Origin of the sequence: Collinsella aerofaciens (assembly GCF_001405375.1) — a bacterium.
In the GTDB taxonomy this organism is placed as follows: Bacteria; Actinomycetota; Coriobacteriia; order Coriobacteriales; family Coriobacteriaceae; genus Collinsella; species Collinsella aerofaciens_F.
In genome coordinates, this window is sequence record NZ_CYYP01000006.1 from 64,855 (window position 1) to 84,910 (window position 20,056).

19 protein-coding genes and 2 tRNA genes are annotated in these 20,056 nt (G+C 60.7%); 17 read left to right on the forward strand and 4 right to left on the reverse strand.

Annotation, left to right across the window (positions count from 1 at the left end; translation table 11 throughout):
- Window positions 1-841: diacylglycerol/lipid kinase family protein (locus tag ARB25_RS04465; protein WP_055286128.1), on the reverse strand; the 841-nt coding region annotated here is incomplete at its 3' end.
- Between the two features lie 87 nt (window positions 842-928).
- Window positions 929-2,350, reverse strand: coding sequence for a chloride channel protein (locus tag ARB25_RS04470; protein WP_172676321.1), 1,422 nt, complete (start codon window positions 2,348-2,350; stop codon window positions 929-931).
- Window positions 2,351-2,560: 210 nt separating this feature from the next.
- Here ARB25_RS04470 and ARB25_RS04475 point away from each other — a divergent pair, with 210 nt between their 5' ends.
- The 16 genes from ARB25_RS04475 to ARB25_RS04550 all read left to right on the forward strand — a co-directional run bounded on the left by ARB25_RS04475 (window position 2,561) and on the right by ARB25_RS04550 (window position 18,158).
- Complete coding sequence (locus tag ARB25_RS04475) at window positions 2,561-3,823, forward strand: molybdopterin molybdotransferase MoeA (RefSeq protein ID WP_055286130.1); 1,263 nt, start codon at window positions 2,561-2,563, stop codon at window positions 3,821-3,823.
- A 10-nt stretch (window positions 3,824-3,833) separates the two neighbouring features.
- Window positions 3,834-4,313: a MogA/MoaB family molybdenum cofactor biosynthesis protein gene (locus ARB25_RS04480; RefSeq protein WP_055286131.1), complete on the forward strand. Its 480-nt coding sequence runs from the start codon at window positions 3,834-3,836 to the stop codon at window positions 4,311-4,313.
- Window positions 4,314-4,516: 203 nt separating this feature from the next.
- The gene (gene modA, locus ARB25_RS04485) at window positions 4,517-5,389 is read left to right on the forward strand and encodes a molybdate ABC transporter substrate-binding protein (protein ID WP_055286133.1); all 873 of its coding nucleotides are present in this window, start codon (window positions 4,517-4,519) and stop codon (window positions 5,387-5,389) included.
- 68 nt (window positions 5,390-5,457) lie between these two features.
- Entirely contained in the window at window positions 5,458-6,900 is a 1,443-nt protein-coding gene (modB, locus tag ARB25_RS04490; protein ID WP_253276046.1) for a molybdate ABC transporter permease subunit, read from the forward strand.
- A 3-nt stretch (window positions 6,901-6,903) separates the two neighbouring features.
- Window positions 6,904-7,974, forward strand: coding sequence for a sulfate/molybdate ABC transporter ATP-binding protein (locus tag ARB25_RS04495; RefSeq protein ID WP_055286137.1), 1,071 nt, complete (start codon window positions 6,904-6,906; stop codon window positions 7,972-7,974).
- Window positions 7,975-8,403: 429 nt separating this feature from the next.
- Window positions 8,404-9,687: a double-cubane-cluster-containing anaerobic reductase gene (locus ARB25_RS04500; RefSeq protein WP_055286139.1), complete on the forward strand. Its 1,284-nt coding sequence runs from the start codon at window positions 8,404-8,406 to the stop codon at window positions 9,685-9,687.
- Between the two features lie 154 nt (window positions 9,688-9,841).
- Window positions 9,842-11,005, forward strand: coding sequence for a double-cubane-cluster-containing anaerobic reductase (locus ARB25_RS04505; RefSeq protein ID WP_055286141.1), 1,164 nt, complete (start codon window positions 9,842-9,844; stop codon window positions 11,003-11,005).
- Window positions 11,006-11,160: 155 nt separating this feature from the next.
- The gene (locus ARB25_RS04510; RefSeq protein WP_055286143.1) at window positions 11,161-11,925 is read left to right on the forward strand and encodes an acyl-CoA dehydratase activase; all 765 of its coding nucleotides are present in this window, start codon (window positions 11,161-11,163) and stop codon (window positions 11,923-11,925) included.
- A 70-nt stretch (window positions 11,926-11,995) separates the two neighbouring features.
- Entirely contained in the window at window positions 11,996-13,045 is a 1,050-nt protein-coding gene (selD, locus tag ARB25_RS04515; RefSeq protein WP_082421864.1) for a selenide, water dikinase SelD, read from the forward strand.
- 60 nt (window positions 13,046-13,105) lie between these two features.
- On the forward strand, window positions 13,106-13,732 hold the full coding sequence (gene yedF / locus ARB25_RS04520; protein WP_055286145.1) for a sulfurtransferase-like selenium metabolism protein YedF: 627 nt from the start codon (window positions 13,106-13,108) through the stop codon (window positions 13,730-13,732).
- Between the two features lie 19 nt (window positions 13,733-13,751).
- On the forward strand, window positions 13,752-14,003 hold the full coding sequence (locus ARB25_RS04525) for a putative Se/S carrier protein (protein WP_055286147.1): 252 nt from the start codon (window positions 13,752-13,754) through the stop codon (window positions 14,001-14,003).
- Entirely contained in the window at window positions 14,000-15,139 is a 1,140-nt protein-coding gene (locus tag ARB25_RS04530) for an aminotransferase class V-fold PLP-dependent enzyme (protein WP_055286149.1), read from the forward strand. The genes ARB25_RS04525 and ARB25_RS04530 overlap by 4 nt, the downstream gene beginning before the upstream one ends.
- Window positions 15,140-15,216: 77 nt before the next feature.
- Window positions 15,217-16,575, forward strand: coding sequence for a branched-chain amino acid transport system II carrier protein (gene brnQ, locus ARB25_RS04535; protein ID WP_055286151.1), 1,359 nt, complete (start codon window positions 15,217-15,219; stop codon window positions 16,573-16,575).
- 91 nt (window positions 16,576-16,666) lie between these two features.
- A tRNA-Pro gene (locus ARB25_RS04540) sits at window positions 16,667-16,743 on the forward strand.
- 6 nt (window positions 16,744-16,749) lie between these two features.
- Window positions 16,750-16,823, forward strand: a tRNA-Gly gene (locus ARB25_RS04545).
- 333 nt (window positions 16,824-17,156) lie between these two features.
- A complete protein-coding gene (locus ARB25_RS04550) occupies window positions 17,157-18,158 on the forward strand; it encodes a hypothetical protein (RefSeq protein ID WP_055286153.1) in 1,002 nt (333 codons plus the stop codon).
- Between the two features lie 110 nt (window positions 18,159-18,268).
- On the opposite strand, the gene ARB25_RS04555 is transcribed toward ARB25_RS04550, so the two are convergent.
- Together ARB25_RS04555 and ARB25_RS04560 are read right to left on the reverse strand one after the other, a co-directional pair.
- Window positions 18,269-18,745, reverse strand: coding sequence for a type II toxin-antitoxin system VapC family toxin (locus ARB25_RS04555; protein WP_055286155.1), 477 nt, complete (start codon window positions 18,743-18,745; stop codon window positions 18,269-18,271).
- Complete coding sequence (locus ARB25_RS04560) at window positions 18,738-19,061, reverse strand: type II toxin-antitoxin system RelB/DinJ family antitoxin (protein WP_055286157.1); 324 nt, start codon at window positions 19,059-19,061, stop codon at window positions 18,738-18,740. Before ARB25_RS04560 ends, ARB25_RS04555 begins: the two co-directional genes overlap by 8 nt.
- 426 nt (window positions 19,062-19,487) lie before the next feature.
- Here ARB25_RS04560 and ARB25_RS04565 point away from each other — a divergent pair, with 426 nt between their 5' ends.
- Window positions 19,488-20,006 (forward strand): 4Fe-4S dicluster domain-containing protein, encoded by a 519-nt coding sequence (locus ARB25_RS04565; RefSeq protein WP_070100736.1) that lies wholly within the window; start codon window positions 19,488-19,490, stop codon window positions 20,004-20,006.
- Window positions 20,007-20,056: the final 50 nt, after the last annotated feature.

A 20,056-nucleotide genomic window follows, 5' to 3' on the forward strand; every position in this document is an offset into this window, starting at 1 on the left:
CATGGTGGCAGCGGCGCATGCGAACCGGCGGCAACTTGGTATGGTGGCCGTCCTTGGCCGAAAGAAACATAGGCAGGGCAACCGCGCGAGGGACGGGGCCGCAGGCGTAGCAGACGTCGAGTATGCCGTCGCAGGGGTCGGCATCGGGGCAGATGCGATAGCCCGAGCCATAGGTGGGTCCCAGCTGGATGGCCATGATAATCGCCCGCACGCGCTCGGCGGGTGCGCCATCAAAGCTGATGGTCATGGGGTAATTGCGATAGCGTAGGCCAAACTGCTCAAGTCCCGAAAGAGTGTAGAGCGGCGCGCCGGTGAGGCTCGTCTTTTTGCGTAGCTCGGTGGTGCCAAGGCCGATGGCGGCATCGATGCCGACCGAAAGCGTCTGGTCGTAGTACTCAACGGTAGCCTCGCCGCTGCCGCTTGTGGGGTTCCATAAGCGAATGCGCCCGATGTCCTGACGCTGCAGCTCGCAGGTGAGCAGCGCGCCAAAATCCTTACCGGAGAAATCGTCGATGCCGAGCGTTTGGGCAAAATCGTTGCCGGAGCCCACGGGTAGGATGGCAAGAGCGGGGCGGGTGTCCTCCTCTTGCGTCATAAGCCCGTTGACGACCTCGTGAATCACGCCGTCGCCGCCAAGGGCGATAACGGTGCGATAGCCCTGAGCCTGTGCGGCCAGCTCCTTGGCGTGTCCCATGCGCTCGGTCAGCACCAGGTCAAACTGGGATGCGCGCGCGGTCATATCCAAAAAGCGTTGCAGGCGCTCGGCAACTTCGCGCGCCGCACCCGACTGGGCGGCTGGGTTGGCGATGATGAGCGTGAGGCCAAAATCAGTTGCGTGCATGGGGCGACTCCCGGCGTATGACGTGACGGTGCGGTCGCGCTCAGGTCGAATTGCCCCCGATTGTGGCTGCACGTCGAATACTTACGTCTACTCTATCAGGTCGTTGTGGCGCTCGATAGCATCCGCTACCGTACCGCCCTCATCCACAATAAGCGAACGGCGCTTGGGCGAGATGATGCGCTGGGCGGGGTACACGCCGCGGTGTCCGGCGGTTAGGTAGCTGATAAAGGCCACGATGACAAAGAACCCGGCTGCCGTGCCGTGGAACAGGTCGATGGCCATCATACAGGTGGTGATAGGCACGTTAAGGCCGGCGCAGAACACGCCGAGCATGCCCAGCGCTGCTAGAAAGCTGGGATCGATTCCGACGAGGCAACCGATCCAGCCGCCGAGCGCCGCACCGATACCAAACAGGGGCGTGACCTCGCCGCCTTGGAAGCCGGCGCCCAGGGTGAGCGCTGTGACGACCAACTTGATGACTGCGTCCGCCAGGGTGGTGTTGCCGGCAAATCCGGCGCCGGAAAGCCACGTGGAAAGGCCGGCGTAGTCCCAGGCGTCGAGGAGGGCATAGGCGGCCAAAACCACGAGTGCACCTATGAGTGCGCGAATAAGATAATTGGTGATAAAGCGACCGTACAGGCTCTTGACGGTTCGAACTGACCAGGCAAAGAGGCGTGCCGTCAGACCGAAGATAATGGCGCTGATAACAACGATGACAACCGTCCGTGGTGTCATGTTGGGAACGCTGGCGATAACATTCGCCTCGTACTCGGTACCTAGGGCGTGTGATGTAAAGTAGCCGGTAAATGAGGCGACCAGGCAGTAGATGCCCGCCGTGTAGTCGATCTTGCCGATAAAGCACATCTCCATGCCAAAGAAAGCTCCGGCAAGGGGCGAGCCGAATACGGCGCCAAAGGCCGACGAGATGCCGGCGAGCATGAGGTCGTGGTGGTCATGCTTTTTGAGGTGGGCGAGGCTCGAGATGTTGCTGGCGATGGTGCCGCCAATCTGCACCGCGGCTCCCTCGCGACCGGCCGATCCGCCCGTTAGGTGCGTGAGCGTGGAGCAGACGAAGGTGAGGACGGCCATGCGCATATGGATGAGGCGTGTGCCCAGAGCGGAGTCGATGACCAGGTTGTTGCCACGCTTGGCGGCAAGACCGTGGTTTTTGTACACCCATGCGGTGGCAACGCCCACAACGGGAAGCAAGGCGTAGACCCACACATGGTGCTCGCGATAGTCGGTCGCGATATTCAGCGAGGCCAAAAACGCCCAAGCGGCAACGCCCATGGCGAGCGAGACGATGACGACGAGTACGAGCAACTTAGCGCTCGCAAGTAGGTTGCGGGCGTTGCGGCGCGTGTCGGCAGCCAAGAGATGCTCGGAGCGGGTAAGTTGATGCCTGCCTGCCGTGATGACGTCATTAAGGGAGAAAAAGCCGCCGTCGTCGAGCGGCTGGGAATGATCCTGCGCTTTGTTTGCGCTTTCGGGTTTGTCGTTATGAGCCATACGTTCCTCTTTTAGGTTGCAACGCAAGCATTATAAAACGCGGTAAACGCGACGAGCCGGTGGGTTGGTTTCCATTCTGTTTCGCGGCCTGCAACCGACAGGTGTATTTGCGGGTACAGGCCGAGTCGCTGTCGTGCGTTGGGGGATTATACTGAGAAAAGCATAAAGAATTGGCGCCCCTGTTGTGCGCCGTGGCATTAAGAGGTGCATATGGCAGAGAAACTCATTCCACTGGAGGACGCACAGTCGATTGTCCTGTCGCACGTTGCTCCGACCGATCTCGTCGAGATTCCCGTGTGGCAGGCGGCTGGTTTTCCCTTGGCCGAGGACGCGGCGGCCGATATCGATATCTCGCCGTTTGCCAACAGCGCTATGGACGGATATGCCGTGCGCTCGGCGGACTTGGTGCAGGCATCTGGCGAGGCGCCGGTGACGCTCGACGTTATCGGACACGAGGCCGCGGGCCATGTGTTTGAGGGCGCAATCGGTGCGGGCGAGGCGGTCCGCATCATGACAGGCGCGCCGGTGCCCGAGGGTGCCGATGCCGTGGTGAAGTACGAGATCGTCGATGTGCTCGACGGTGACGGCAACGAGGGCTCGCACGTTCGCTTTTCGGCGCCGGCCAAGGTAGGGGAGAACGTTCGCTCTGCTGCCGAGGAGGCCCATGCCGGCGATGTTGTGATGCACGCCGGCGAGGTCGTGGCTCCGGCGGGCGCGGGTCTGCTGGCGAGCGCCGGATACGCGAGCGTGAAGGTGCACGCTGCCCCGCGTGTGGGCATCATCTCGCTGGGCACGGAACTGGTCGCACCGAGTAAGGTACCGGCGCGTGGTCAGATTCGCGATTCCAACTCCTCGGCGCTGATGGCCGAGGCACTCGATGCCGGCGCCGAGCCCGTGTTCTACGGCATCGCACCCGATGATGAGCAAGCGATTGCCGAGCTGGTACATCGCGCCACGCGAGAGTGCGATTTTGTCATTACGAGCGGTGGCGCCTCGGCGGGCGATTACGACTATGTGACGGCGCTCGTCCGGCGCGAGGGCGAGGTGCTGTTTGACCGCATCTCGATGCGTCCGGGCAAGGCCATCACGTTTGGCTTGCTCGGGGGTAAGCCCTACCTGGGGCTTTCAGGCAATCCGGCCGCGGCGTATGTGGGCTTTGAGATGCTCGCCCGCCCGGCGATTCGCAAGATGCGCGGCTTTGCCGAGGGTACGCGTCCCGTGCAGCAGGCGACGCTCACGCACGGCGTGAAAAAGCGACAGCATCGCCGCTTCTTCGATCGCGCCACGGTTTTGCGCGACCCCGAGACCGGTGAGTTGTTGGTGACCGAGGCTAAGACACAGAATTCGGCGCTGCTTGGAACTATGCAGCGTGCGAACTGCCTGTTGCGTATTGACGAAGGACCGTGCGAGCTCAAGGCGGGAGATGCCGTGGACGTTGTTCGCGTCGACCTGCCCGAGGGAACGGCGCTATAGGAGGAACGCTATGGAGTTGAAGATTTCGATCGTGACGTGCTCGGACACACGCGATCTTTTGCAGGATGAGGCCGGAGCTGCACTCGAGGAACTTATCGAGGCACAGGGCTGGACGGTCGCCTCACATGTGGTCGTGCGCGACGACGTCAGCGAGATCGGTGATGCCATTGTGGAAGCTGCCGATGAGTGCCACGCCAATGTCGTGCTCACCTGCGGCGGCACGGGGCTTTCGATGCGAGATGTGACGCCCGAGGCGACGCGTGCCGTCTGCGACCGCGATGTGCCGGGTATTGCAGAGGCAATCCGCGCGTATTCGATGACCAAGACGCGCCGCGCCATGCTCTCGCGCGCCGTGTGCATGCAGCGTGGGCATACGCTTGTCATCAATTTTCCGGGATCTACGAAAGCCGCCCGCGAAAGCTGGGAGGCCGTGAGCGACCAGCTGGAGCATGCGGCCCAAATGACGGCGGGCGGTGGACATACCAACTAAGCGGTTTACCTGCGGCGGGGCGACCTGAACGGCTGCTCCGCCTTTGTTTTCCGCCGAATCGACGCCGAGGTGCACGGTAACTTGAAACTATATTCTCTGACGAGAATAATATCTCACTATCATTATTCGCGCAGAAGTATAATCTGATTGCAGATTAAAGCCCGCGGCGGGGTGCCCGGGCATAGCGTTCGAAAGGGTTGAACATGTTCGATATGGTTTCTCGCCGCGGATTCGTTTCGCTTTCTGCTGTCGCCGCTGCCGGCCTTGGTCTTGCCGGCTGTTCGGGCAGCAAGACGTCCGAGCCGGCCGGATCCGATGTCGGTTCTGCTAAGGCATCTTCCAAGAAAGCTGTCGAGCTGCAGGTCTTTGCCGCCAACTCGCTCGAGAAGGCCCTGCCCGAGGTTCAGGAGCTCTACACCGAGCAGACCGGCACCACCTTTGCCGACACGCAGTTTAAGGCGTCTGGCGACCTTGTCGAGCAGATGCGCGCCGGTGCCGCCGTCGACGTGCTCATCACGGCTTCCAAGGGCACCATGGACGACGCCGAGGCCGCCGAGCTCGTCGACGCCGACACCCGTGAGGATATGTTCGTCAACGACCTCGTGATCATTCGCGCCGAGGGCTCCGACACCAAGGTCGAGGCCATCGCCGACGTCGCGAATCTGGACGGCAAGATTGCCATCGGCGACGCCAAGACCGTTCCCGCCGGAAAGTACGCCAACCAGGCTCTGGCCTCCGTGGGCCTCTACACCGGCACCGAGGGCGACGACGGCGAGTATACTCCCGAGATCGCCGACAAGGTCGCGCTGGCCGATAAAGTGGGCACCGCAGCTGCCTATGTGTCCACAGGCGACTGCGTGGCCGGTTTTGTCTACAGCTCCGACATCTACCGCTACGACGGCATCGAGGAGGCCTTCGTGTGCCCCGAGGACTCGCACAAGCCCATCGTGTACCCGGGTGCCGTTGCCGAGAGCTCCGAGCACGCCGACGAGGCCAAGGCGTTCATCGACTTCTGCCTGACTAACAAGAAGGCTCAGAAGATTTGGGCCAAGTACGGCTTTGAGCTTTCCGCGTAGTGCGGCTTGGCGCGATAATTCCATCGTTTTGTGTTTCACTCCGTCCTTGTATTCGCTTGGAGCTTTTCGTGCTTAATAGATTCCGCATGCTTGTCGCCTGTGCTTTGACCTTCGCGCTTTGCTGGGTGCCGGGATTTGCGTTTGCTGGGGACGCTGAGGACGGGGCCCAGGTTGCTGCGACCGCCCATGGGCTTTCCTATGGGATCGAGGGTTTTGAGCGGTTGGCCAAGGGGACCGCTCGTGCCATGGAGGGCCAGCCTGAGGGCTACCGGTTTCCCGTTGACGAGGACGTGGACCTTGTAGTGGCGCTTGCTGCCGATCGCGTTGTGGTGTGGATATCGCCCAACGCGGTCGAGAAGTATGGATTGGATCCGCAGGACAACGAGTGCGTATCGGGTCTTAAGGCCCTCGTCTGTGAGCTCGACAGCGCAAACTGCATGGGAGGTGCGCAGCTAGGGGACGTGGACCTTCCTTGGTATGTCACGGCGGAAACAACGTTTGAATCCGGCGGGTATACCTATGGTTTTGACGAGTGCGGTGCGGATGGGGACCGCTATGTGGTGATTGCATCAGCCTCGGGTGATGCCAAGGGCGGCGCGCGTTGGCTTGATAGCGCTCACATGGTAGAAGCATCGTCTGTCGTGTTGCGGGATGAGCAGGGGCCCTTGACCTCTCTGGCCTCCTTTTTGGGCGACATCGACTATCGCCCGTTTTGGGTGTCCATAAAAACGAGCGGCCTTGCCCTGCTGATCTCCTTTGCGCTGGGTCTGTTCGCCGCGTGGAAGACTATGGGTACCTCGAGCCGCGTGAAGGGTTTGCTCGATTCGGTCTTTACGATTCCTATGGTGCTGCCGCCCACGGTCTGCGGCTTTCTGCTCCTCATGCTGTTTGGCCGCTCGACTGGGGTGGGTCAGTGGCTCATCGCGCACGGCGTCTCGATCGTCTTTACCTGGCCCGCGGCGGTGATATCTGCCGTGGTGGTGTCGTTTCCCCTGGTCTACCGCACGGCGCTCGGTGCCTTTGAGAGCCTTGACACGCAGATGCTCGATGCGGCGCGAACCCTGGGCTGGTCCGAGCGTCGCATCTTCACCAAGCTTATGATGCCGCTTGGCTGGCCCTCGATTGCCGCCGGCACGGTGCTCGCCTTTGCCCGCGCGATGGGCGAGTTTGGCTGCACCCTGTTCTTTGCGGGCAACTATGCCGGCATTACGCAGACCATTCCCATTGCGATTTACTTTGAATGGATGGGCGGCAATACGTCGGTGGCCCTCTTTTGGGTCGTGGTCGTAATAGCGTTTAGTTTCCTAGTCATCCTGTTCATCAACATGTACACCGCTCATTCGCAAAAGTATCGCGAGCGGGGCCTTGCCCGTGCGGAGCGCAAACAGGCCAAAGATCTCACCGGACAGGGCGATTCGCTCGACCCGGCGGGCGGCGATGCGCTGCGTATCGATCGCGAGGCGCTGACCGAGCTCATGCGCGATGATGCCGCCTTGCAGGGAGGTCGATAGGCCATGTCGCTCGTTCTGGATATCAAAAAGCGCTATTCCGGGTTTATGCTCGACATGCAGCTTGAGGCCGGCGAGGATCGTGTGGCGCTGCTCGGTGCCTCGGGTTGCGGCAAGAGCTGCACCTTGCGCTGCATTGCCGGTGTGGAGACGCCCGACGAGGGCAAGATCGTCGTCAACGGCGTGACCTTTTTTGACTCTGCGGCGGGCATCAACCTGTCGCCCCAGGAGCGAAAATGCGCCCTGCTGTTCCAAAACTATCAGCTGTTTCCCAACATGACGGTGGCCGATAACGTATGCGCCGGCGTAAAGGACGCGGGCGACGCCGCCGCGCGCAAGCAGCTTGCCGAGCGCTACCTGGGCATTTTTGGCCTGGCCGATTTTGCCGACCGCTATCCCGCGCGCCTCTCGGGCGGCCAGCAGCAGCGCGTGGCGCTTGCCCGCATGGTGGCGGCACACCCGGGCATCTTTATGTTCGACGAGCCCATGAGCGCACTCGATGCGTATCTTAAGAGCGCGCTCGAGCAAAACATGCTCGACCTCTTTGATGTGTGCAACCGCACCGTGCTCTACGTGAGCCACGACATCGACGAAGCGTGCCGCCTGTGCCAGCGTATCTGCGTGATGCACGACGGGCATGTTGAGGAGATCGGCTCCGTCGAGGACGTGGTCCGCCGTCCGCAGACGCTGGCGGCACTGCGCCTGACGGGCTGCAAGAACACAAGCCGGGCGCGCAAGATCGGGTCTCAGGAAGTTGAAGCCCTGGACTGGGGCATGACCTTTAACGTGGGCCATGAGGTTCCCGATAACGTGACGTACCTCGGTATTCGTGCGAGCTACTTCCATGTTGACAATCGCGCGGAGCGCGGTCGCAACAGCTACGATTTGCACGTGGCCCGTGTGAGCGATTCGCGCTTTGAGCGGCTGGTGCTGCTGGACGTGCCGCGTGCTGATGCGCCCACGCGTCTGCAGTGGAAGGTCAACAAGGTGGGCGTGCCTGTCGACGAGCTGCCGCAAGCAGGCGAGACGCTGCGCATGCACTTCGATGCGAGCAGGATCCATCTGGTTTGTCGGTAGCGCCGGGTAATGCCGTCGGGGATATAAGTCTCGGCGGCTTTGTCTTGCCGTTCGCCTAATGGGGAATGACAAACTCTTATCAACACAGATAATTATTTATTAAACGGCGGCACACGACGCTGTCGTACGAATGTCAACGGTGTTCGCATGGTCGACGACCGTTGATATAGTTGACCTTAACTTGTAAAGGAGGACGCGCACATGCCGCAGACGACATACATTCGCCGCGTTGCCGCGCGCGCCCTGTATATGGCTCGGAGTCGCATATGAGCAGGTATGTTCACGGCTCCGGGAGAGACGACGCACAACTAAATAATCGACCGCAAAGCAGGTTCCCCAAAATTCCGGGTTTAGGCACGGCTGGGTTTTCGCCGCCCACCGTGCAGCAATACCGTAGTTATCCGTATTTGGTTCGAGAGGGGAACCGTCATGGCTGAAGAATTCGATTTCCATCCGATGTGGGAGAGCCTCGGCATGAATCTTGCCGATCACGACATGCTGCTGGGCGCTGTGGGCCAGATGTACGGCGATATGTTCCTGACGCAGAACAATCGCCCCAAGTCCACGTCCTACCTGGATTTTGTCGCCACCAACATCCACAGCGGCCGTATTAAGGAGATGCTCGACAAGAAGGAGGCCGGCGAGGCCACCAAGATCGTCGGTTCGTTCTGTGTGTACGTGCCCGAGGAGATCGTGCTTGCCTGCGATGGCATCCCCGTTGGCCTGTGCTCGGGTGCCGACTGGGCGACCGACAAGGTCGAGGAGCATCTGCCGCGCAACACCTGCCCGCTCATCAAGAGCTTTGCCGGCTTTAAGCTGGGCGAGGTCTGCCCCTACATTGAGTCGAGTGATCTGGTGGTGGGCGAGAACACCTGCGATGGCAAGAAGAAGGCCTACGAGTTCTTTGCCACGCAAAAGAACATGTACGTCATGGATATCCCCAACGTGCACGACGAGTCGACGCTCGTGACCTGGAAGGCCGAGGTTAAAAAGCTTGCCGCCAAGATCGAGGAAGAGTGCGGCGTCAAGATTACGCCCGAGCGCCTGAAGGCTGCCATCCACGCCGTCAACGAGAAGCGTCGCGCCCTGCAGCGTCTGGCTGCCACGCGCGCTGCCGATCCGGCGCCCATCAGCGGTCTCGACAGCCTGCTGACCGTTCAGGCCGCCTTTATGGACGACACGCCGCGTCTGACCGGAGCCATCAACGAGATGGCCGCCGAGTGCGAGCAGCGCGTTGAGGCCGGCGAGGGCGTGGCGCCCAAGGGGACCAAGCGCATCCTGTACACCGGCACGCCCATGGCCGTGCCCAACTGGAAGCTGTTCAACCTCATCGAGAAGGCCGGCGGCGTTGTGGTAGGCGAGGAGTCCTGCACGGGCTCGCGCTACTACAAGGACCTGGTCGACGAGTCCGGTGAGACGGTCGACGAGATGCTCGACGCCATCGCCGAGCGCTACTTTAAGATTAACTGCGCCGTCTTTACGCCCAACGATCAGCGTATGAAGGACATTGTCCAGATGGCCAAGGACTTGCATGCCGACGGCATCGTCGACGTGGCCCTGCAGTTCTGCACGCTCTACGAGATGGAGTCGTTTGCCGTGGAGAAGGCTGCCGAGGAGGCCGGCATTCCGTTTATGCACATCACGACCGACTACGCCGGCGAGGATGCAGGCCAACTGCAAACCAGGATTGAGGCTTTCTTGGAAACCATTTAGGGGTATCCGTCCCGGCGGCTTCCACAGGCACCCGATCTTGCCGTTCAAACCATCGTTTGCGTACCAAAGTACGCGGCGCTTCTCTTTCACGGCAACCTCGGGCACCTGGGAAAGCCGTTTCCTTGGTTGGTCAAAAGGTTTGTTAAGGAGTTATATGTCGGAAAATATGGAGCAGCCGTTGCCATCCACGTTTGAGGAGTTCAACGAGCAGCGCAAGGCGGCGTTTATTCGTGTCAAGGATTACAAGCAGGCGGGCAATCGTCTGGTCGGCTTTTTGTGCAGCTATACGCCGCTCGAGATTATCGATGCCGCGGGCGCCTCGAGCGTGGCCCTTTGCGGTACGTCCGATGAGGTGATTCCCGAGGCCGAGAAGGTGCTGCCGGCAAATCTGTGTCCGCTCATCAAGTCGACGTATGGTTTTGCCTATTCGCAAAAGTGCCCGTTTACGTACTTTAGCGACATGATCATCGGTGAGACCACCTGCGACGGCAAGAAGAAGATGTACGAGCTACTCAACGAGCTCAAGCGCACGCACATTCTGCATCTTCCGCAGGGTCGCGATCGCGCCTACGAGCGTGAAGGCTGGTACGAGGAGTGCTGCCTGCTCAAGGAGGAGCTCGAGAACTTCTACGGCATCACGATTACCGACGATGACCTGCGCGCTGCCGTCCGTCGTCGCAACCGCTTGCGTGCGGCCCAGCTCGAGATGTTTGCGCTGCAGGCCAACCAGCCGGCGGCCATGAGCGGCGTCGACCTGATGAGCACCATGTTTGCCGGCACGTTCAGCTTTGATATCGAGGCCTATGCGCAGCAGCTGGAGCAAAAGATTGTCAAGCTGCGCGAGGCCTACGACGCGGGCGAGCGCCCGGTCGCGGCGGATGCCAAGCGCATTCTGATCACCGGCTGCCCAGTGGGTGGCGTAATCAACAAGATCGGTCGCACCATCGAGTCCAACGGCGGTGTGGTCGTGTGCATGGACGACTGCTCGGGTGAGCGCACGGCGGCCATGATGATCGACCCGGAGGCTCCCGATATCCTGCGCGCCATCGCCGACCGTTACCTGGACATCAACTGCTCGGTCATGACGCCCAACGACGGCCGTATGGAAAATACGCTGGCCATGTGCGAGAAGTACCATGTCGATGGCGTGGTAGAGAGCGTGCTACAGGCCTGCCACACCTTCAACGTTGAGAGCGCGCGCATGCAGGGGGCTGTCGAGGGTGTGGGTATTCCGTATATGAAGATCGAGACCGACTACAGCAACGGTGACATGGGCCAGATCGAGACTCGCATCGCCGCCTTCATCGAAACCCTCTAGCTTCCTCAGGCACCGGATCTTGCTCCTCAAACCGTCGCTTGCGTACCCAAAGTACGCTGCGCTCCTCTTTCGGGGCAATCTCCGGCACCTGAGAAACCTAGAGCTAAGGCGCCTGAACGCGCAGCTGTCTTTGATGTTTAGATTGGGAGAGAGCCATGATAGGGATCGGGATCGATATCGGGTCTACGGCGGCTAAGGCTGCTGTGGTCGACGGGGAGGGTTCGGTGGCGTGGACGTGCGTGCAGCCAACCGGGTTCTCCTCGGTCGATGCTTCCGAGCGGCTGCGCGAGGCGCTGGCAGCGGCCGGCTATGACGTGGCAGCCGACGATGTGCGTGTGGTCGCGACCGGCTACGGTCGTGTCGCCGTGCCCTATGCGCACAAGGTCGTGACCGAGATCACCTGCCACGGTACCGGTGCCGTGCGCCTGTTTGGCGATCACGGCACGGTGATTGACGTAGGCGGCCAGGACACCAAGGTCATTCAGCTTAAAAGTGGCCGCGTGGCCAAGTTTGCCATGAACGACAAGTGCGCCGCCGGCACGGGGCGCTTTTTGGAGATCATGGCCGATCGCCTAGGCATTTCCCAGCAGCAGATGGCTGACCTGGCGCGTTCCGGCGAGCCCACCAAGATCAGCAGCATGTGCACGGTGTTTGCCGAAAGCGAGGTTATCAGCCTGATCGGTCGCGGTGAGCCGCGCGAGAACATTGCGCGTGGCGTGATCGACAGCGTGGTCTCGCGCGTGGCGACCATGGCCGGGCAGGCCGCGGGCGCCCCGTACTACCTGACCGGTGGCCTGTGCGAGAACGCCTTCGTGGTGGAGCGGTTGGGCGAGCTGCTGGGGTCGCCGGTGACCACCTCGCCCCAGGCTCGCTTTGCCGGTGCCATCGGCGCGGCGATTCGCGCACAGGCGCTCAATTAATGCATCCGCCGCAGGCTCGCATTCATGCGTATACTGGGAGAAAATGATTGACCGATGAGAGGAGGTATCGATGGCTGACGATCAGATTAAGCTCACGTCTATGACTGCCGCGAGCGGTTGAGCCGCTAAGTTGGCTCCTGGAGCCCTCGCCCAGGTCCTGGGCGATTTACCCAATGTGCATAACGACAACTTGCTCGTGGGGTTCGATACCTCCGACGATGCGAGCGTCTTTCGCGTTGGCGATAACTTGGGTCTCGTGCAGTCCATCGACTTCTTCCCACCGATGGTCGACGACCCGTTTTTGTTTGGCCAGATCGCCGCGGCAAACTCGCTGTCGGACATCTACGCCATGGGCGGGCGGCCGAGCCATGCCATGAACTTGCTGTGTATCCCGAGCTGTCTGGGCGTTGAGGTTGCCGGTCAGATTCTGGCGGGCGGCGCCGACAAGTGCGTCGAGGCGGGTTGCTCCATCGCGGGCGGTCACACCATCAACGACGACGAGCCCAAGTACGGCCTGTCCGTGAGCGGGTTTGTCGCGCTCGACCGCATGCTCGCCAACAGCGGCGCGCGCGTGGGCGATGCGTTACTGCTGACCAAGGCGGTTGGCTCGGGCATCATCACCACGGCCATTAAGGGCGAGCTCATCGAGCAGGACGAGGCCGCAGCCATGTTTGACTCGATGCGCACCCTCAACGAGGCTCCGATTCGTCTGGCCGAGGGACTTGAGCTTCACGGCTGCACCGACATCACGGGCTTTGGCCTGATCGGGCATGCGTGCGAGATGGCCGAGGGCTCGGGCGTGCAGATTGAGCTTGCGTCGGGGGCGGTGCCGCTCTTTGACCAGGTGCTCGACATGGCGCGTTTGGGCATTATCCCCGCGGGCTCCTACCGCAACCAGGACTTCTTTGGCCCGCGCGTGACGGCCGACGAGGACCTTGAGCCGGGCATGCTCGACGCGCTGTACGACCCGCAGACGTCTGGTGGCCTGCTTATCGCGGCACCTGCTGCCGATGTGGATGAGCTTGCGCGCCGTCTGCATGCCGAAGGACGTATTGCCGCCGTCGTCGGTCGCGTGTGCGAGTCGGTGCCAGGCGGTCCTGCCGTCCACGTTGTTCGCTAGCCCGCACGTTTATGTAACTGTTTACCGTTCTCTAGAACGGTTCTTTCGAAAGGAAAAGCTATGTCTACCAAAATTGAAGTCAATGCCATGGGCGATGCCTGCCCGCTGCCCGTCGTCAAGACGCTCAAAGCCCTGAAGCAGCTCGATGGCGAGGGCGCCGTCGTGACCTCGGTCGATAATGAGACCGCCGTCAAGAACATTTCCAAGATGGCGCAGGAGAAAGGCTGCACGGCCTCGGTCGAGAAGGTTTCTGACGCCGAGTGGCACGTGACCGTGGCGACCTCTGGCGCCGTTGCCGTGGCCGATCCCGAGCAGGATGGCGCTGCCTTCTGTGATGCCAGCGCCGGCAAGGGCAAGCTCGTCATTTCCGTCTACACCGACTGCATGGGCCGTGGCGACGACGAGCTGGGCCACAAGCTCATGAAGGCGTTTATCTTTGCCGTGACGCAGCAGGAGGAGCTGCCCGCGACCATGCTGTTCTACAACGGCGGCGCCAAGCTCACCGTCGAGGGCTCGCCGGTGCTCGACGACCTGAAGGGTCTGGCCGAGCAGGGTGTCGAGATTCTCACCTGCGGTACCTGCCTCGATCACTATGGCATTAAGGACCAGCTCGCGGTGGGCGAGGTCACGAATATGTACGTGATTGTGGAGAAGATGGAGCAGGCCGTGCGCGTCGTGCGCCCGTAGCGTATTGGTTGGAGTTGCCATGAGGGAGAAGCGCCCGGCGCTTGTCATCACGTTTCCCACCACGGCGGCCGCCATGGGCTGCGAGTCCCTGTGCATTGAGCGCGGTCTTCCCGGGCGAACGATTCCCGTACCCGGGGAGGTCGCTGCCGGCTGCGGTCTGGCGTGGAAGGCGTTGCCTGCCGATGAGGAACTGCTGCGCGGCGAACTCGCCGCGGCGGGCGTTCCCACCGAGGACTTTACGGTGATTGATATGTGGGAGGTCGTGCGATGATCTACCTGGATAACGCGGCGACGACCATGCACAAGCCGCAGACGGTCATCGATGCCGTGACGCAGGCGATGTGCTCGCTCGGCAATGCCGGACGCGGCGCCACGTCGGGTGCCCTCGATGCCGCTCGTACGATTCATGGTTGCCGCGCCAAGCTCGCGCGCCTTTTGGGTTGCCCGAGGGCGGACCATGTGTGCTTTACGCCCAACTCTACGGCGGCGCTCAACACCGCCATCAACGGGGTGGTGTGCCCCGGCGACCGTGTGGTCACGACGGTGCTCGAGCACAACTCCGTGCTACGTCCGCTTAACCGCCTGGCGGTAGAGCGGGGCGTGACCGTTGAGCATGCGGGCTGCGATGCGAGCGGCGCGCTCGACTACGACGAGCTCGAGCGGCTGGTGACGCCTGACACGCGTGCCGTAGTGGTGACGCACGCCTCCAATGTGACCGGCAATGAGGTCGACATTGCGCGCGTGGCCGCCATGGCCCATGCGGCCGGCGCGCTGGTGATCGTCGATGCCTCGCAGTCTGCCGGCACGGCGCATATCGATATGCAGGCCATGGGGCTCGACGTGGTGTGCTTTACTGGCCACAAGGGACTCATGGGTCCGCAGGGGACCGGCGGGCTGGCCGTGGCGGAGGGCATTGACGTGTGGCCGTGGGCCATGGGCGGCACGGGCGTGCACAGCTTCGATGCGCTGCAGCCGCTTGAGTGGCCCACGCGTCTTGAGGCGGGCACGCTCAACGGCCACGGCATCGCGGGCCTTTCTGCCGGCCTCGACTTTATCGAGGCGCAAGGCGGGGTCGAGGCGATCGCGGCGCATGAGCGAGCGCTGGCTGATCGCTTTCTCGCTGGCGTGCGCGAGATTCCGGGGATTAAGCTCTACGGTGCGTTTGACCAGCCCGTGCGCTCGGCGATCGTCTCACTCAACGTGGGTGATATCGACTCTGCCGAGATCTCGGACGCGCTCATGCAAGGGTGGGGGATTGCGACGCGCCCCGGCGCCCATTGCGCTCCGCTCATGCACCGCGCGCTCGGGACCGAGCGCCAGGGTGTCGTTCGCTTCTCGTTTGGGTATTTCAACACGGACGAGGAAGTCGATACCGCGATTGACGCTTTGCGCGATTTAGCCTGCTAAAGCTGCTAGACCGTTTATACTTGCGGGACGGGTGTTTTTGCCCGTCCCGTTTTTGTTTCGACCCGAAAGGTGTGCCTATGGCCTCATCCGCACCGCGCGGTCTGCGCTCCGACCATGTCGTTACCGTCGGCATTGCGCTGTTCTCGATGCTCTTTGGCGCCGGTAACCTCATCATTCCGCCATTGCTGGCACTTCAGGCCGGCACGGCCACACCGCTTGCCATGATCGGCTTTTTGATTGCCGCTATCGGTCTGCCTGTTATGGGATTTATCGCCGTCGCGCTCGCCGGCACGGCCCGCGAGCTGGCTGGGCGCGTGCATCCTAAGTTTGGCGAATTCTTCGTTGCGGCGGTGTATTTGGCCATCGGCCCGTGCCTGGCCATTCCGCGCACAAGCTCTACGGCCTTCGAGATGCTGGTGCCGCTACTGCCCGAGGGCGTTTCGCTCGGCACGGCTCGCCTGGTGTTTGCCGTTGGCTTCTTTGTCGTCGCGTTTGCGCTCACGCTGCGTCCGGGCGTTATCACGCGCGTGCTCGGGCGCATTACGGGCCCCGCGCTCATTGCGCTCATCGTGCTGGTCGTGGGTGCTGCCGTGATCTCGCCGCTGGGACCGGCTGCCGCGCCGCAGACTCCCTACAATGCCGGTGCTACCGTGCAGGGCTTTTTGACCGGTTATCAGACCATGGATCTGCTTGCGTCGCTCGCCTTTGGCATTATCATCGCCGAGACCATTCACGAGCTGGGCGTTACCGACGACAAGCGCGTGGCCTTCGAGATTTCGCGTTCCGGTGTGATCGCCGGCGTGCTCATGGCCATCATCTACTGCGGCCTGGCGCTTGCCGGAATGCAACTCGGCACGGTTATGCCCGATGCCACCAACGGCGCCGCGATTCTTGCGCGTTCTGCCTCTATGCACTTTGGTCTTGCTGGCACGGTTGTCGTCTTTGCGATTTTCTTCCTCGCTTGCATGAACGTGTGCATCGGCCTTATCAGCTGCTGCTCACGCTACTTCTGCGAGACGTATGTGGTCGAAGGGGGAGCGGAGGCTTCCGAGGAGGCCATGCGCCGACCCTTCGCGATTCTCGCCTTTGTGTTCGCAGCGTTTTCGTGCGTGCTCTCCAACGTGGGTCTCGACGTGATCCTCATGTTCTCGGTGCCTATGCTCAATGCCCTGTATCCCGTTGCCATCGTGCTGGTACTTATGGGCCTGGTGCACGGCTTTTGCGACGCGCATTCGCAGGTATGGGTCTGGGTCGGCGGCGTTGTCGCGGTGCAGAGCGTGATCACCTCGGTTCGCGACGCGTTCTTTGCGGGCGCGTGGCTACCGTTTGATGCGCTGCCACTGGCAGATATCGGTGCCGCGTGGGCGCCGGTTGCCGTGGTTGCCTTTGTGATCGGTCTGCTCCATAGTCGTTTTGTCGCACATTCGAGGAGCTAGGGTTTCTGCGCTTGCACAGGCGGGGAGTCTCCCCTATAATTTCCTTCGATTTGGGACACGCAAGGTTTAGACCTTAGCTGCTCAACACCTTCGGGACGTGGCGCAGTTTGGTAGCGCGCCTGCTTTGGGAGCAGGATGTCGCAGGTTCAAATCCTGTCGTCCCGACCATATCTTGCGGGCGTAGTTCAATGGTAGAACCCCAGCCTTCCAAGCTGATGACGCGGGTTCGATTCCCGTCGCCCGCTCCATAAGATAGACGAACGGCTCTGGCTCCTTTTGGGACCAGAGCTGTTTTCATATACATGCCGGGGACCCCACATCCCCTCCTAAGTTGCGGTGAAATACGGACTGTTTTTCGGCTTTTATGGCCCATGTAGTCCGTATTTCACCGCAACTATTTGTAAGGTTGGATTTTGATGCCGTTGGGAGGGTCGTAGCGACCGTCTACCGAGAGTGGAATTATTTTTTGAAGCTCTGACCTGCGGCGTCAAGTTTTTGGTCAGCTTTTGGCAAGGCCTGCGGACGGAGGCATGCGATAGCGTAATGGTATTCTCTCCGCCGTGATGGTTATGGGGTTGGCCATGCTCGATAAAGGCAAACATTTTCCGCAGTCATATGCAAGAATGCTATTCTCGGCCGTTGGAATTCATCAAGATGGACAGCTGCTTATAACAATTGATCCTTGGGATGAACGCCGTGCGCGCGAGCTTATGCAGGAAGAGCTCATGCTTCGTCTTTACAACCATGTGTATGCGGATCCGGTCTATTGGAATAATCTTGGGGTTGAAGATCGCATCTTTCAGCTGGCATCCGCTATTGCGGTCGTTGAACCGGATGCTGTGTTTTGCGGATCGACGGCAGCGCTGCTCTACGGCATCGGCTCGGCGTATACGCTTCTGGATAAAGTGCAAGTACTGCTGCCACGGTCTACAAGGCGTGATACGTATGAGTTCGTTGAATACAAGCGCTGGCGGGCGGGCGAAGTGTGGCGGCTAGGTCTGTTTACACTGACGGATCCGTGTCGAACGGTTGTTGATATCGCTCGAACGAGCGCCTTTCGCTATGCGCTGGGCTATGTCGATGGCTTGGCCCGTGAGTACGATGTCGAACGCGAAGAACTGCGAGCATACGCGCAGGCAAATTGCCGAGGGTTGCATGGCATCGCGCGTGCTTTTGACGTTTTTGAGTATATGGACGGCAGGTCAGACAATGGCGGCGAGTCTGAGGCGAGAGCAGCGATGATTCTCGCTGGGGTTGCCGCGCCCGAGCTTCAAGTTGAGATAACGCGACCGGGAAACGCTGGCTATTATCTAGCAGATTATGGCTGGCAGATGCCAGACGGCTCATGGACGCTGGCAGAGCTGCATGGGCTAGGCAAGTTTGAAGACGAGGCTCAAAATGATCCAGAGCGGGCGGCGGCAAAAACGTATCGAGCGGCCCTCATGCGCGACGCGAACCTTCGCGCCATGGGCCACAATGTCATTCATTTCAAACTCTCGGACACCTACGACGTGGAATCGTTCGGTGCCATGATGCGCGGCTACGGCATTCCGACAACAAAACCCTACGTCGACTCCCGATAGCGAAATCGTTCGCGGTCAACCTTCAATAAGTTGCGGTGAAATACGGACTGTTTTGCGGTTTGACCAGCAAAAACAGTCCGTATTTCACCGCAACTTAGGAGGGGATGGGGTTAGCTGCGGGGGCGGTGACGGAGCTTGTCGATGGTGGAGTCGGTGCTTCGGCTGCGGGCTTCGGCGGCGCGGTCGCGGGCGTCGGCGGCGGTTTGGCGCTGGCGGCGGTAGTCGATCATGCCTTGGATGATGGGCTTGCCAAAGCTCACGACGTCGTCGTTATAGATGGCGGTTCGGGCTGCGAGGAGGCAGTCGGTAAAGTCCATATGAGTCTTGCAAAAGAGTTTGATGGCAAGGGCGATAACGGTGGGCTCGTCGACCATGACGTCATCGAGCAGCTTGGTCATGGCCGTCGCAATCTCCACGCGCGGGACCTTGTAGACGTCGCGCAGCGTAACGGCGACGCGTGTGATGATCTCGGGGTAGACGCGAGCGGTGCGCGTGGCGATGACCTTGGCGGCGCGCGGTGACAGGACCTCGTCGTCGTTAAGCAGGTAGCGCAGGATGACGGTCTCGTCGATGATGGTGCTACTCATGGATATCTACTTCCTCGGGACCCAAAACCGACTCATCGCTTTCTGTGGCTAGGTATTCAATCCAGGCATTGCGCTCCTCGGCGCGGCGATTGGGGTCACCATATGCTTTGAGCGATCCATAGGCGGCGGTGCCGTCCTTTGAGCGCACGGCGACCGGCTGAAAGGGGAGCTTGCGCATCAAAATGCTTTGCGCGACAAATAAGCGGACAGCCTCGGCGAGCGATGTGCCCATGGCATCGTAGAGATGCTCGGCATGCTGCTTGTCTTCCTCGCGAATGCGCACCTGCAGGATGGCTCTTTTTTGAGTCGATGACATCACTGGCCCCCTTAATGAGCGTGCAATATAGTCGGTCAAATGCGGCATGTGCCGATACTTGAGCATCTTATAACGATTACTTTATTTCACTCAAGTTGATAACCATAAACACGAATACAAGCGTAGTACATCCAAAATGAGAGCGCATAAAAATCTCTGAGGCGTACGCATGTAATACACTCACCTTTATAGCTTCTAGAGAATAATTCCAACCTGCCAAAACCCCTGCAATACACCCGTATTGCAGGGCCTATGCTCAAGTTTGCCACCTGCAACTGCGTATATTTAACCTGTATATCGTTGGAGAAACTCTACCGAGTGCATGTTTCGCCGCATGCATTTGATACGTCGATGCCAGGCCACGGGCGGCTTGGGTCAATGTCGACAGGGTCTCTTCGGCAAGGGATTCAGGAGGGAGTGAACAACATGGGTAATAAGCGAGTCGTAGCCGATTCTTCGCGTTGCATTGGGTGTCAAACCTGCATGGCGGCGTGTATCGAGGCGCACGACATCCCCGGTAACATCGCCGCGCCGCGCCTGCGCGTGACGCGTACGTACGAGATCTCCGCACCGGTGGCTTGCCATCACTGCGAGGATGCCCCGTGCGCGAAGGCCTGTCCTACGGGCGCCTTGTTCTTTGATCCAAAGAACCATCGCATCGGCGTCAACGAGGACAACTGCATCGGCTGCAAGAGCTGCGTCATGGCATGCCCCTTTGGCGCCGTGAGCGTGGCGACCACGCAGGTCCCCGTCTTGATGGGTGACGTTCGCGTGGGTTCGCAAACTAAGAGCTTCGTGCTCAAGTGCGACCTGTGCGTGGACCGTCCCGGCGGTCCGGCGTGTGCCGAGGCGTGCCCGACCAAGGGCCTCACCCTGGTAGACGAGGATCGCCTGGCAGAACTGACTGCCGAGCGTGCCCGCGCCACCATCGAAAACGAGGCGTAAGCGTTGGGGCGACAGGCCCAATGATTGTCAAATACGTACCGAGTATTCGG

What these genes read in the sequence shown, in the direction of transcription:
- modA (WP_055286133.1), top strand. Translation starts at nt 4,517, where the DNA reads ATGTTCGATATGGTTTCTCGCCGCGGATTCGTTTCGCTTTCTGCTGTC.
- ARB25_RS04505 (WP_055286141.1), top strand. Translation starts at nt 9,842, where the DNA reads ATGTCGGAAAATATGGAGCAGCCGTTGCCATCCACGTTTGAGGAGTTC.
- ARB25_RS04495 (WP_055286137.1), top strand. Translation starts at nt 6,904, where the DNA reads ATGTCGCTCGTTCTGGATATCAAAAAGCGCTATTCCGGGTTTATGCTC.
- ARB25_RS04555 (WP_055286155.1), bottom strand. Translation starts at nt 18,745, where the DNA reads ATGAGTAGCACCATCATCGACGAGACCGTCATCCTGCGCTACCTGCTT.
- ARB25_RS04565 (WP_070100736.1), top strand. Translation starts at nt 19,488, where the DNA reads ATGGGTAATAAGCGAGTCGTAGCCGATTCTTCGCGTTGCATTGGGTGT.
- yedF (WP_055286145.1), top strand. Translation starts at nt 13,106, where the DNA reads ATGTCTACCAAAATTGAAGTCAATGCCATGGGCGATGCCTGCCCGCTG.
- ARB25_RS04470 (WP_172676321.1), bottom strand. Translation starts at nt 2,350, where the DNA reads ATGGCTCATAACGACAAACCCGAAAGCGCAAACAAAGCGCAGGATCAT.
- ARB25_RS04475 (WP_055286130.1), top strand. Translation starts at nt 2,561, where the DNA reads ATGGCAGAGAAACTCATTCCACTGGAGGACGCACAGTCGATTGTCCTG.
- ARB25_RS04560 (WP_055286157.1), bottom strand. Translation starts at nt 19,061, where the DNA reads ATGTCATCGACTCAAAAAAGAGCCATCCTGCAGGTGCGCATTCGCGAG.
- ARB25_RS04550 (WP_055286153.1), top strand. Translation starts at nt 17,157, where the DNA reads ATGCTCGATAAAGGCAAACATTTTCCGCAGTCATATGCAAGAATGCTA.
- ARB25_RS04500 (WP_055286139.1), top strand. Translation starts at nt 8,404, where the DNA reads ATGGCTGAAGAATTCGATTTCCATCCGATGTGGGAGAGCCTCGGCATG.
- ARB25_RS04525 (WP_055286147.1), top strand. Translation starts at nt 13,752, where the DNA reads ATGAGGGAGAAGCGCCCGGCGCTTGTCATCACGTTTCCCACCACGGCG.
- ARB25_RS04530 (WP_055286149.1), top strand. Translation starts at nt 14,000, where the DNA reads ATGATCTACCTGGATAACGCGGCGACGACCATGCACAAGCCGCAGACG.
- ARB25_RS04510 (WP_055286143.1), top strand. Translation starts at nt 11,161, where the DNA reads ATGATAGGGATCGGGATCGATATCGGGTCTACGGCGGCTAAGGCTGCT.
- ARB25_RS04480 (WP_055286131.1), top strand. Translation starts at nt 3,834, where the DNA reads ATGGAGTTGAAGATTTCGATCGTGACGTGCTCGGACACACGCGATCTT.
- brnQ (WP_055286151.1), top strand. Translation starts at nt 15,217, where the DNA reads ATGGCCTCATCCGCACCGCGCGGTCTGCGCTCCGACCATGTCGTTACC.